The organism is Streptomyces prunicolor NBRC 13075 (assembly GCF_000367365.1).
Classification (GTDB): Bacteria; Actinomycetota; Actinomycetes; order Streptomycetales; family Streptomycetaceae; genus Streptomyces; species Streptomyces prunicolor.
Window position 1 is genome coordinate 46,110 of the sequence record NZ_BARF01000081.1, and the last position, 12,733, is coordinate 58,842.

The window sequence follows — 12,733 nt, forward strand, 5'->3', positions numbered from 1 at the left end:
CAGGTCCGCTCCGGAGTTACGCGTTGCGGCCGTACGAGGTGCTTGAGGGAAGGCCAGGAAGGCGCTGCTGGTAGTAGCCGATGTGGAAGCGGTGGGCGTGGACCACCCAGAGTCGGTCCAGTTCGGGGATCGATTCCTCGGGCATGGTGAGGGTGATCGTGTGCGGGCCGGGGCGGGCGGCGATGACCTGGTGATCGTATGAGCCTCGCCGGGTTGAGCGTGGTCGCAGGTGAACCGCCACCAGGCCGTCGGCTGCGTTGGGCAAATACAGAGCGATGTCGGCGGACTTGCCGGCGTGGAGAGCGGCCGGGGGATCGACCTGGAGCTCGGGGAGAGCGGCGGGCAGGCTGAGCGCGGGCCCGCACTTGGGGCAACGGATGGTGCGGCGGTCGGTGAGGCCGAGTGGGCTGGTCAGGTGCTCGGTCTCGCGCGGGGTGTGGCAGTACGGGCAGGGGCTGGCGGAGGACCAGCGTGTGGTGCGGTGATGGGCACGGGAAGCGGTGAGTTGGCGGGCGAAGGCGCCACCACGGGTCCGGCTGAGAATCGAGAGGGCTGCGTGAGCCCACGCGGTGCTCTTGGTGTCGAGGGCAGGGCCCCACGTTTCGGCGGGGGAGTGGTCGCGTACGGCCGCGAGCAGGAGCTCGCCCGCGGCACCCCGGTGGGCCGCCATCTCTTTTAGACAGGTGGCCAGGTCCTGGTCGGGTCGGCGCTGCAGTGAGTCGTGCAGGCCGCGCTCGACGGCGTGTGCGTCGGCGAGGCGTTGTTGCCATGTGCCGAGCAATTGGTCGTCGGTGACGTGTCGGCCGGTCCGGGGACGGGGGCGCGGGGATGCAGTGGCACCCGGGGTGTGGAGGCGCTGTTCGGGGTCGCCGAGCAGGACGGCGGAGGGACCGCGGATTCCCCGACGGGCACCGTCGGTGTTGAGGAGCGTGACGCACTGGCCGAGGCGGTCGCCGGCGTGCAGGCTCGCGGCGGCGAGGCGGGGCTCGTGGCCGCTGGTGTCCAGGTCTCCGCGGATGAGGCCGAAGACGGCCTGGGGGACGCCCTCCAGGGCATCGAGCGCGAGGCTGAGGTCGGAGGGGTACTGCTCCGTTGGCCCAAGGGTGATGCCGTTGCAGACGAAGATCCCCAGAGCGCGGGTCGTGAGCTTGTGGAGGGCGAAGGGGCCGATCCGTCCGGACGGGTCGGTCTTGCACCTGGTGGGCCTACAGCCGCCGGGAAGGACGCTCCCGTCGAAGGTGTGTTCGGCGGTGCCGGTGAGCCCGCACAGGGTGAGTGCGCCGAGCGGGGCGTGCGCGGCGGATCCGTCGGCGTCGACGATGAGGCTGGTCCACTGCCGGCCGAGAACGTCGGCGACGGTGCTGCGTTCGTCGCTCTCGCCAGCGGTCAGGACGTGGGCGAGGCCGGTCGTGCCGTCGAGCAGGCCGCTGCGGGCCGGGCCCGGGCCCGGCCCGGTGGCGGCGAGGAGCTTGGCCAGGGAGAAGGTGACGCCAGCTGCGTCGCGGCCGGTGAGAAACCCGGTCTCGGTGTCCTGTTCTCCGAAGGCGGTCACGATCGCCGTCAGGACGCGAAACGGCAGCGCGTCGGCCGGCGCGACGACCAGAACGCTGCCGCCCCGGTCACCGACGGCGAGGGGCCGGTGGGGGTCGAGGACGTGATGGGCGCGGCCGAGGGCGTGCGCTACCAACTGGCCGAGGCGTTCGTGGCCGGGCAGGCTCGCCACCCGCGCTCCGGCTCGTGCAGGCGGGCGCCGTTCGTCAGCAACGCCGTAACCGTGCAGGACGCATGCCCAGCGCCGGGCGCGTTCCGCTTCGGCGGGGAGCAGGAGGGGAATGGTCGTCGCCTGCGGCGGTGGGCCGTCGTCGTCGACGCTTTCAACCCACTGGTATCGGGGCGGTAGTTGAGGGGGCAGAGACATCAGGGCACCTCGGGGCGGTCGGACGTGGTGAGCGCCCGCAGGACGCATTCGACGGGGACGGCCTCGGCGACCCGCGCCGCAGCCGCCCGGGCGGCGGTCATGCCGCGCTCGTGTGCGGCGTCGGTGAGCTGGTGCTGATACGGCCAGGCCCGGTCGGCGAGCGCCTCCACGCTTTCCGCGGGCTCGCGGTGGCGGGCGAATGTGACGAGCGTGCGGGTGGTGGTGTCCAGGCCGCGGACGGCGAGATGGGCGGTGACGCGCTGGTCGGTGCCCTTGCCCTGGAAGAGGGGAAGCGGGCCGTCGGCGAAGGCGGCGGTGCGGTAAGCCGCGTCGATGCCGGCGAGCGGGTCGGGACCGGTGGGGTGCAGCAGCAGTCGGACCAGCAGGCCTCCGGGGCGCAGGATCCGCAGCGCCTCGTCGACGGCGAGCAGGGGATCGGCGGTGAACATCTGGACCTCGTGCTCGATGACAACGTCCGCGCTGTTGACGGCGAAGGGGAGCATCAGTGCGTCCGCGGACACCACGTCCACGCCCGGCAGTTGATGCCGGGTCAGGAGGGTGGCCATTGCGGCGGAGGGTTCGACGCCGCGGTACGACGCCGCGTTCCCGTCGGCGAGGTGCCGGGTGATGCGTCCGGTGCCGGCGCCGATCTCCACCACGTCACGTCCCGCGAGCTGTTCGGCGGCGAAGGTCCGCAACGCGTCGGTCATGGCCTCGGTGAGGGGACGGTGGCGGTCGTACACGCAGGCCAGGGCGGGGGTGTAGAGGGGGTCGTCGGCCGGGTGCGGGCTGAGGTCGGGGGCGGTGCCGAGCAGGTCGGCGAGCGCGGCCGTGGTGTGCTGCCAGGGCCACGAGCTGTTGGTGTTCAGCACGGCCTGGGCGCCGTGGCGCAGTTGGCGCAGAAGGGCGAGCAGCGGGGCGAGGCTTTCTGCCAGCCCTTCCACGTTCGTGACGCCGACCCTGTGGGACGCCGTGAGAGCACTCCGGGCGGTCGGCGGCAGATACCGGGAGGCCGTCGCGCCGGGCCACGGCGCCTGCTGGTGGCGAGCCAGGAGGGAGGCCAGAGCGGTGAGTTGGTGACGGGCGAGGTCCAGATGCGTGACGGCCGCCAGGAGGTCGCCCGTGTGCGCGGCGGCGGCGATCTGGTGCAGCGACCAGCCGACGTCGTGCAGGAGCGCTTCGGCACGGGGCGCGGCCGCGGTACGGACCTCGCAAAGCCAGGGCGGAAGGTGCTCGGCCTCCACGTCGCACGACGTGCTCGTCCACGCGGACAACTGGCCGGCCGCGGCTGCGGTGTCGGCGCCGTGCGGCAGCAGGCGCCACGTCGTCAGTCGGCCCGCCGGCGTGATCGATGCGACGGCGTCGGGACCGAGCGGGACGGCCGTCAGGGGCTCGTTGTGCTCGGTCAGCCGCGCGGCCAGACCGGCAGCGGTCAAGGAGGTGCTCAGGTAACGGACGGCCTGTCGGGAGCCGGCATCGGCTTCCGCATGGCCGTCGGGCGGCGCGACGCCGGCCGGGGCCCCGGCCCGCGTCGGGACGGCGTCCGCGGAGGTGGGAAGAACGACGCCGAGACTGGACAGGAACGTCTCGAAGGCACCGGCGCTCGTGTAGTGGGTGGAGCGCAGGCCCACATGGAGAGCGGCAGCCACATTGGTCGCGTTGTCGTCGGTGAAGGCCACCACCCCGGCGGGCAGGTCCATGAGCCTGAGGGCCTGGTGGTAGGCGGCGGGCGAGGGTTTGGTCACGCCGAGGTCGGCGCTGTTGGCGACATGGTCGAAGAGATCGTCCAGTCCGTGCAAGAGCAGGTCGGCGGCGACCGCGGTGGTGTTGTTGGTCAGGACGCCGGTCGTCAGACCGGCGCTGCGGGCGCGCCGCAGCAGCGCGACCATCTGAGGGTCGGGCTCGCCTCGGTCGGCAGCCCACAGATCGGCGGCCTTGCCGCCCTCGGGCCCGAACTGGACGGTCAGGTCGGCGCGAACGGACGCGACCCATTCCTCGTGGGTGAAGATCCCGTGGTGGGCCAGGTCGAAGACCCCTCCGTACGCGACGCCGCGGACGGCCTGTTCGGGGAGACCGCAGGCGATCGCCGCCGCGACGGCACTGCGGTTCTTCCACAGCCGTACGACGCCGTCCAGGTCGACGAGCAGCCCGCGGATCGAGGTGGTCATGAGGAGCTCCTGGAGGACAGCGCAGCGGACAGGAACGTCGTGGTGGGATCGGCGTGGAAGTCACCGATGGTGATTTCGGTGCCGTAGGTCTCGTTCACCTTCTGCACCAGGAGCAGCGCGGAAAGCGACTCGCCGCCGCACGCGAAGAAGTCGGCGCTCCCGTCAGCCGGCGTGCCAGTGGTCTCCTGCCACCACCGGGCGACGTCGTCCGGAAGGCGCCCCGTCGGCGCCGCAGCCGAGGCGGTGCGGTCGGCCGGGGCGTCCGAATGGGCCAGAGCGAGCCGGTCGATCTTGCCGGATGCGGTACGGGGCAGGCTCGCCCGGACAATGATCAGCGCGGGCACGGCCGACGGGGGCAACACGCCCGCCAGGTGGCGACGCAGGTGCGGCGCCAGGTCGACATCGTCCGCCTCCACATGCAGGACGAGACGGCGGCGGGCTTCGCCGTCCGGTTGCTCGGCGTGCAGTACGGCGGCCCGCACTCCCGGCAGCTGGCACGCCGCGGCTTCGACCTCACCGGGTTCGAGCCGGACGCCACCGACGTTGAGCTGGTCGTCGACGCGGCCGACGAAGACGTACTGGCCGTCCGGCCGCTGCCACACGCGGTCGCCCGTCCGGTAGACGCGCACACGCCCCACACCGCCCTCCGGGAGAGGGAGTTCGAGGAGCGGGAAAGCCTGCCGGGTCTCGGCGTCCAGAGCAAGGTAGCCGTCCGCTAGTCCCGCGCCCCCCAGATACAGCTCGCCCGGATACCCGTGAGGCACGGGCCGCTGGCCCTCATCGAGTATCCAGGCGGTGACCCCGGGGAGCGGGCGGCCGATCGGGACGGGTCCCTCGCCGCTGCTCACGCGCTCGGCGACCACCGCCTCCACGCACGCCTCGGTTGGGCCGTAGGCGTTGGCGACCTCGTACGCGCGCAACCACGGGGCGAGCGGCTCGGCACGCAGTGCCTCGCCGCCGACAACGATGCGGCGCAGCTCGGGCAGCTCGGCGAACTCGGTGGCCGCCAGATGGGTGGGCGTGCAGGTGAACGCCGTGATCCGCTGCTCGCCAAGGAATTGCGTGAGCAGCGGCCCGGGCAGCCGTTCGGTAGGCCCGGCGATCTGCAGCCGGGCGCCGGAGGACAATGCGCCCAGCACCTCCCACAGCACGGCGTCGAAGGCCGGCGACGTCAGCTGGGCGATGCGGTCGGTGGGGGTGAGGCCGTACAGGCCGGGGAGAGCCGTGGCGCGGGCGGCAAGAGCTCGGTGGCTGATGAGGACGGGCTTGGGGCTGCCGCTGCTGCCGCTGGTGTGCCAGATACAGGCGACGTCGTCGTCCCAGGGATCGGGCGGTACGCCGGTCGTGGAGGGCGGCGCGGTCGTTGCGCCGTCGGCGGGGGCGAGGGAGGTGAGGTGTCTCGCCCAGGCGGGAGCCTGGGCATCCGCTGTGATGGCCCCGGACGCCCGGCACGCCGCCGCGATCTGGGCGAGCCGGGCGGGCGGATGGGCGACGTCGACGGGAACGGCAATGGCGCCCGCTCGCCATGCGGCGATCAGCGCGGTGATCCATCCGGTTCCGGGGGGAAGGGCCAGCACGACGGCCCGGCGGATGAGGTCCGCGTCACGCAGCGCCTGCGCGGTGCGCCCGGCCGCCTCCCACAACTGGCCGTAGGTGACGTGCCGGTGCGCTTCGGCGGCAGCGATCGCGTCCGGGTGTCCGGCGGCGGCGCGGGCCAGCACCTTGGTCAGCGTGCTCATTCAGGCGGCCTCCGTCCGGGACTGGGGCAGCACCACGCCGCGGTGCGCCTCGCGCAGCAGGGCCAGGGTGGTGAGCAGTCCGTCGTGCGGGACGGACAGATTCACGCGGATGCGCGGCGGCCCCGGGGAGAGCGCGTGCCAGGACTGCCGTGTGCCGCCGAACAGGAGCTGCGGGTTGAGCTTGAGCTGGAACTGGCGCCCGACCGCGTTGACCCAGGCGATGCTCTCACCGGGGTCGGCGAGGTCGACGTTCAGACGGGGCAGGAGCGAGTACCCGGAGACGGGCCGCAGGTGGTCGCCGCTCTCCAGCAGGTCGTCGGCGTGCTGGGTGAGCAGGTCGAAGCCGTCGGCGAAATGGCGACTCATCGCGTCGAGATGGTCGACGATCGAGCGGCAGACCGCTTCGGAGGGGACGGGCTCCACGGTGTGGCGGGCGTACTGCTGGACGATCCACCGGTACCGGCGGTCGAAGGCGTGTGGGTTCGGCTCGTGAGCGGCTTCGGCGAGCAGAAGGACGCTCAGGTAGAGCAGGACGAGCTGGCCGGCGAGCGGGCTGGCGGAGGCTGTGCGGTCGAAGATGTCGTCGCGCGCGGCCTCGGCCAGGGACGGCGAACCGCTGATCAGCAGGCCGGGGCGGAGGCCGGGGATGCACAGGTCCTTGGATGGTGTCATCAGCACCGCCGTGTCCGTGAAGCGGCCGTTGAGCGCGGCACGGACCCGGTGGGTGACCTGATGCGGGTGCGGCCCGGAGCCGCCAGCGAGGAAGACGATGTCGACCAGGTGGAAGTCCGCCGTCCGCGGCGGCGGGGTGTAGAGGGTGCCGGTGACCCCGTTGGGGAAGATCTCCACGAGCGCGGTGCGGGAGGCCGTGTCCCCGGTCGCGTGCACGGTGCCGTCGTGCCAGTAGCGGCCCACGACGGCACCGCCCCAGCGGCGCGGGGTCTGCTCGAAGGCGTAGTAGCAGGGCGCGGGCAGCAGCAGGCCGGCATCGCACGCCGCCAGCCAGCGCGTGACCAGACCGATTCCCTCGGTCGCGCCGGCCGTAAAGACGATCTGTGCCTCGTCGAGGTCGAGCCCGAGGTAGGCGCCGGCCAAGGTCGCGGCCAGAGCGCGGTCGTGGGCGTCGTGCACCGTGCCGTACTCGTGCAGCCGGCCCGCGCGGGCACTGGCCGCCAGGGCCCGGTGAAGGAACCGGTGGACGGCTGCGGCGGCCGGGTACAGGTTGTAGCCGAAACCGATCTGCGCGCTGGCGCGGGAGACACCGTCGCGTAGGTCCCGGTAGACCGCGACACACGGGGCGTCCTCGGTGACGGGTGCGATCAACTGGGTCATCGCGCCACCTCCCCGAGCACGGCGTGGACGACGGCTGCGGCGTCCTGGACCGCGTCCGCGTCGAGCGGGCGTACGTACGGGTACAGGGCGCGCGGACGCAACGCGGCGGTCTCCTCGGCGAGTTCGCCCACCGGGCGGCTCCCGGCCACCGCGGCGGTCATGATCTGAGCGAGGCGCGGCATGTCCCCTGGGGTCAGGCCGATCCAGGTCGCCTCGGCCAGCCCCAGACGCAGGCCCGGCTTGTCGAACGGCAGATCGGTGAGCCAATTGACGTGCAGGCCCGCCTCGTACAGGCGCGAGGCTGCGGTCTCGGCACTCGTCTGCCCGGGGGAGGCTACCCACAGTTGGTGGGTGCGGGTGTAGCCGAACTCGGCGCCGACGACGTCCCATCCGGCGTGCGCGAGCTCCTTGCCCAACATCTGCGCGTTGGCCACGACGGTGTGCGCGTACGGAGCGGCGTGGTCGGCGAACGCGGCCAGCGACATGCCGAGCGCGGCGACAGCGGCGACGTGGTGGTTGGACACCAGCTGGGGCTGGATCGCCTTGATCTGCCGCGCGACCGCGGCGTACCGGGTGGCGATGATGCCCTTCTGCGGGCCGGGAAAACTCTTGTGGGTAGACGCGGACAGGCTGTCCGCGCCGGCCGCGAGCGGGTTGGGGAGCGCGCCGCCCAGCACCAGGCCCAGGGTGTGCGAGATGTCCGCGTGCACCAGCGTGTTGGTGCTGGCCTCCCGCACGGCCTTCACGAGCGGAGTCACGTCCAGGGGGTGCAGGGCGTGGCACTGGTCGAGGTAGACCAGCGTCGGACGGTGCTCGGCCACGAAGCCGGGAAGTAGGTCGCACTCCAGCTCGTGCATCGAACTGCCTGGCAGGAAGGCCACCTGGTGCCCGAGCCGGCGGGCCACGTCCGCAGTGGCGTAGTGCCCGCCCTGGGCTGGAGCGAGACAGGCGATCGTGCTCCCAGGCGGCCCGCCGAGCGCGGTGATGACCATCTCCATGGCGTGCAGCCCCGACAGAGGCCGTACGTTCACGTGGTCCGCGCCTGTGAGGCGGGCGAGCAGCGGGACCGTGAGGCCGGTCTCCAGCCAGGCCGCGTCCTTCGCCGACGGGAACCGCCACTCGCCCGCCTGCGGGTCGGGGTCCTCGTCGAACATGTACCGGGCGTACAGGTCGCTGATCAGGGGCAGACGGGTGACCGGCGCCATGATGCCCTCGGCGGGGATGAGGCTGAGGGTGCGCGACGCCCGGGCCTGGTGGGCACGGAGCACGCTGAGTCCTTCGGCCAGCAGCACGGCTCCGCTGGGCACGGATTGCGGCATGGCGGTGGCTCCTAACGGGGGACGGAAACGACGGGCGAGTAAGCCGGTCACGCGAGCGGCCGACGGGTGAACAGGCCACGCAGCAGCAGCCGCGGGCAGGCCGGGTCGTCGCGGTAGGCGGTGCGCCCGTGCCCGAGCCGGTCGTTGGCCAGGACCAGCGCCTGCCCCGCGTGGAGGGTGAAGCAGACGCGGTAGGAGCTGCCCGGCATCGCGGCGGCGTCCATCATGGCCAACGCCCGGTCGAGCGCGTCCCTCTGCCCGGGCAGGTGCCGGTAGGCGTCTGTGGCGGTGCGGCTGAAGCGGGTGATCCACGTCCCCGGGTGTTCCTCGGCGAACGCCGGCGCCGTCACGGACTGCCCGTCGACGAGGGTCGAGGTGCGCACCAGCGCCTCGGGGTGGGCGAGTTGAGCGGCGGCCTCGGGGTCCAGACGGCGCAGTTCGGCATAGGCGTCGACCAGGTCGACCAGGTACGACAGCCCGCCGTCGGCGGCCTCGGCGGCGCACATCATGACCGTGGTGGGGATCTCGCCGAGCTGCTGAAGCGTGCCGTCGCAGTGAACGTTCTGCCCGGCAGCGCCCTGGAACGGGTGGGCGGCGTCGGGTACGGCGGTCAGGCGGCTGACCCCGCCCACGGTGTGGGCGCTGCCGGCGTACAGCGGCGGGGTGAACGGCCGGCCCAGGCCGAGCGCCCCGGACAGGGCGGCCAGGTCGTCGTGAGTGGGCGTCGAGCCGGGGACGTCCACGATCACGTAGCCGCGCCGGCGGTACTCGGCCGCGACGCGGCGGCGTACGCCGGTGTCCGGGAGCGACCAGCTGCTGGTCTCAACCACTGCGGCGGGCCCGGTGCTGAAGTCGGGCAGCTCGGTGGTGGCGGACACGGGGGTGTCGATCAACGGGGTGGGCATGGCGGGCCTCCGGAACTCAGATGACGGCGGGGGACTGGTGGCGAAGAGCCGGGCGCTGGGCGAGCAGGTCCTGGATCGCGGCGCGGTGAGCGCTGCGGTCGGGCGCCGGGCGGCCGACTTCCAGGAATTCGAGCAGCCCGATGAGGTGGTGTTCGAGGGTGAAGCGGTCCTGCACGGCAGCCAGGGAGGCGAGGTACTGGGTCCGGGCGGGGCCCTCGGTAGTGGCCTGGCGCAGGGCGGCGGCAAGCGCCGCGGTGTCGGCCGGGTCGACCACGGGGCCGATACCGAGGGCGCGGACCAGATGGCCGGTGGCGCCGTAGCCGTCGGAGACGACGGGCAGCCGGTACAGGCCGGCGTCCCGCAGCCGCAGCCGGTGGCACGTCATGTTCTCCGCGGTCCGCTCGCCGGTGATGACCAGCGCGCGTGCCGCCTTCACCCAGCCGTCCCGGTCGCGGTGCGCAACCGCCGTGGTCGGCCACAGGACCCGGTCGGCGACGTGGAGATCCTCGGCCCGCTCCTCAAGCGCGGCCCCCCGTACCTCGTCCGGCGCGTACAGCAGGCGCAGCGTGGGGGCGTTCTCGCGGAGGTGGGCGAGCGCGTCCAGGACGGGGGAAGGGTGGCAGTAGTCCCACACGCCGCCGTTCCACAGCAGGTCACAGGCCCCGGCCGCCACCTGTGGCGACACGGCAGCGGTGGCGAGGGAGTGCCGGTTGTAACCGATCGGCACGAGGCTCACCAGGTGCGACAGGCCCGGGTCGGTGCGGTGGTGGGCGGCGGACATGCGGCCGGTGGCGACCAACGCGCCCAGGGTGGAGGCGAGTTCGGCCTCGGAGCGGACCAGGAGGTGATCGGCGAGCATCAGCTGCAGCCGCCACCGGGCGACCGTGTCCTCGTACAAGTCCTGGGCTTCGGGGCCGGCGAGAGCGTCGAAGTGGAGGTGCTCGATCGGAGGCGCGTTCTCGGCCACGATCAACGCGCCCCGCTCGTAGGCCTTCAGCAGCAGCCGCGTGTCGGGCAGGTCCGTGGTGAACACGACGTCGCAGGCGTCGAGAACCTCGCTCTCGGCGCCGGTGACGATCCGCACACCGGGATGGGCGAAGTCGGACGGGTACGGAGCGGCGATGGTGACGCGGTGGCCGGCGTCGGCGAGGACCTGGGCGATCTCCCACAGCCGCAGCCCGATCCCGCCGAGCCGGTCGTCAACACGGTAGGGACCGCTGAGGATGGCGATGTGGCGGCTCATGGGTGCTCGGCCTTCCAATAGGCGGTGACGGCGGGCCAGGTGCCCAGGTCGCAAAAGGGTCCGACCTCGACCACGGACGCCCCCAACAGGGCGGTGAGGGCGTCCTGTTGGGCGGGACGGTGAAGCGTGGCGTGGTGCAGAGCAGCGAGGAACCGCGATGCGGACGGGCGGGCGACGGCGTAGCCGAACCAGACCGCGTTGAACCGCCCAGCCGCCCGCAGACCGGGTTTGTCGGCGAAGCCGACGACCCGGGGACGGTCGGGTGAGTCGTCCAGGTTGAGAGCCCCGTCGACGGCCAGCCGCTCGGGATCGGTTTCGCGGGCGGCGAGGAACGCCGCCGGGTGGCCCGCGTGGATGAGGTCGAGGATGTCGCCGACCGCTTCCGGCTCGGGCGCGAGCAGGACCTGGTCCGCCAGGAGGACCAGGGTGGCCGGCCCGAACCAGGGCTCAGCGCTCAGTACGGCGCCGGTCGACTCGGGCAGGCCCGGGTCCTGGAAGGCGACGGCGAGCGGGAGGCCCAGTGCGGTGCAGCGGGACCGAAGGTGGCGCACCGTGGATTCGCGGCCGTCCCCGATGACCGCAACCAGCCGGATCCTGGAGGCATGCGGCGCGAGAAGGTCGAGGGTGACATCCAGCGCCACCCGGCCATCGCCGGTCGGCAGCAACTCCTTCGGCGTCGGCAAACCCAGCCGTGAGCCGGCACCTGCGAGCGGCAGGACGACGGTGTCCCGCTCGGCGTTCATGACCGCACCACCGTCCGGCTCGTTGCGCGGACCGCCTCGATGAGGACGCCTGCGCCGTGCGCGGCCTCGTCCTTGCTGATCGTCAGCGGCGGGGCGACGGTGAGCACGGGCCCGAAGCCGCGCACCAGAACGCCGGCGTCCTGCGCGACCCGGGAGACCCTCGCGGCCATCTCGACAGAGGCCATCTCCACGCCGATGATCAGGCCGCAGCCCCGCACCTCACGCACCTGCGCGCACTCGCTCAACACCGACAGCAGGGAGAGGAGTTGCGAGCCGCGGTCGGCGGCGGCCGCGACGAGGCTCTCCTCCTCGATCACGTCCAGGACGGCGAGTGCGGCGGCGCACGCGGTCGTGTGGCCGCCGGTCGTGTGGCCGTGCCGCAGCCCGCCGAGCAGCCGGTCGCGGGCGAAGACGGCGTAGATGTCCTCGCGTACGGTCACGGCGGCCAAGGGCGCGTACCCGCCGGCGAGGCCCTTGGACGTGGTGACGATGTCGGGGGCGGCCTGAGGGTCGAGGTCGTGCTCGAAACCGAAAGTGCGGCCGGTCCGACCGAAGCCGGTCGCGACCTCGTCGACGATGAGGAGCATGCCGTAGCGGTTGCACAGCCTGCGCAGATCGAGCAGCCTGCCCGGCGGTGGCACGATGACACCGCCGACGCTCAGCACCGGCTCCACCAGGATGGCGGCAATGTTCTCCGGGCCGATGGCGAGGATCTGCTCCTCCCACTCCGCGGACCCGGGCACCCGACAGTGCGTGTGCCCCGTTCCGGACGCGCACGCGGCGCAACGGGGGGTGGCCAGGTGGGCGTAGCCGTCGGGGAGAGGGCCGCTGCCCTCCCGGCGGAAGGACGACGCGGTGGTGGCGATCGCCGCAGCCGTCGCTCCGTGATAGCCATCGGCGTACGACAGAACGACGGTCCGCTCCACGCTGCCCTCGATGCCGTGCCACATCCGGGCGATCTTCAACGCCGCCTCGGTCGCCTCGGAGCCGGAGTTGCAGAACAAGGTGCGCCCCAGCGGCGGCGGAAGCAACGACGCGATCCGCTGGGCCAGTTCGGCTGGCGGTGGCGTCGTGACCTCGGCGAGGTCCCAGGTCATCAGGCGACCTGCCTGCTCGGCCAACGCCTGAACGACCCGAGGGTGGCTGTAGCCGACGGTCGCGTTCAAGGTGCCGGCGCGCAGGTCGAGGAACGTGCGGCCGTGGTCGTCGCGAACATGGGAGCCGCGCCCGTCGGTGAGCACCAGGCGCTCTCCGGCGCTGTTGAGCGGGCTCCAGGGGTGCCATAAGTGCTGGAGGTCCGCTTCCCGTACGGCAGTTGCCTTGTTCATGATCGTAATCTCTTCCTTGGAGGTGGCCCCGCCCGCAG

At 72.6% G+C, this 12,733-nt stretch carries 9 protein-coding genes; all 9 read right to left on the minus strand.

Annotated features, from left to right (window positions below; all coding sequences use genetic code 11):
* Positions 1–16 precede the first annotated feature (16 nt).
* Genes SPR02S_RS33800 through SPR02S_RS33840 form a run of 9 tightly spaced genes read right to left on the minus strand, consistent with a single transcriptional unit; the run spans position 17 to position 12,695 of the window.
* Positions 17–1,918, minus strand: coding sequence for a hypothetical protein (locus SPR02S_RS33800; RefSeq protein WP_158697911.1), 1,902 nt, complete (start codon positions 1,916–1,918; stop codon positions 17–19).
* On the minus strand, positions 1,918–4,086 hold the full coding sequence (locus SPR02S_RS59125; protein WP_019061461.1) for an HAD-IA family hydrolase: 2,169 nt from the start codon (positions 4,084–4,086) through the stop codon (positions 1,918–1,920). The genes SPR02S_RS33800 and SPR02S_RS59125 overlap by 1 nt, the downstream gene beginning before the upstream one ends.
* Positions 4,083–5,825: a non-ribosomal peptide synthetase gene (locus SPR02S_RS33810; protein WP_019061462.1), complete on the minus strand. Its 1,743-nt coding sequence runs from the start codon at positions 5,823–5,825 to the stop codon at positions 4,083–4,085. Before SPR02S_RS33810 ends, SPR02S_RS59125 begins: the two co-directional genes overlap by 4 nt.
* Entirely contained in the window at positions 5,826–7,157 is a 1,332-nt protein-coding gene (locus SPR02S_RS33815; RefSeq protein ID WP_019061463.1) for a PLP-dependent aminotransferase family protein, read from the minus strand. It abuts the gene before it with no gap.
* Entirely contained in the window at positions 7,154–8,476 is a 1,323-nt protein-coding gene (locus SPR02S_RS33820) for a PLP-dependent aminotransferase family protein (protein ID WP_019061464.1), read from the minus strand. The genes SPR02S_RS33815 and SPR02S_RS33820 overlap by 4 nt, the downstream gene beginning before the upstream one ends.
* Before the next feature lie 47 nt (positions 8,477–8,523).
* Complete coding sequence (locus SPR02S_RS33825; protein WP_019061465.1) at positions 8,524–9,381, minus strand: TauD/TfdA family dioxygenase; 858 nt, start codon at positions 9,379–9,381, stop codon at positions 8,524–8,526.
* Between the two features lie 16 nt (positions 9,382–9,397).
* Entirely contained in the window at positions 9,398–10,624 is a 1,227-nt protein-coding gene (locus SPR02S_RS65110) for a glycosyltransferase (RefSeq protein ID WP_026151097.1), read from the minus strand.
* Positions 10,621–11,367 carry a hypothetical protein gene (locus SPR02S_RS33835; RefSeq protein WP_019061466.1) on the minus strand — a complete coding sequence of 249 codons (747 nt, stop codon included), beginning with the start codon at positions 11,365–11,367 and terminating at the stop codon, positions 10,621–10,623. Before SPR02S_RS33835 ends, SPR02S_RS65110 begins: the two co-directional genes overlap by 4 nt.
* Positions 11,364–12,695 carry an aminotransferase family protein gene (locus tag SPR02S_RS33840; protein ID WP_019061467.1) on the minus strand — a complete coding sequence of 444 codons (1,332 nt, stop codon included), beginning with the start codon at positions 12,693–12,695 and terminating at the stop codon, positions 11,364–11,366. The genes SPR02S_RS33835 and SPR02S_RS33840 overlap by 4 nt, the downstream gene beginning before the upstream one ends.
* Between the last annotated feature and the right edge of the window lie 38 nt (positions 12,696–12,733).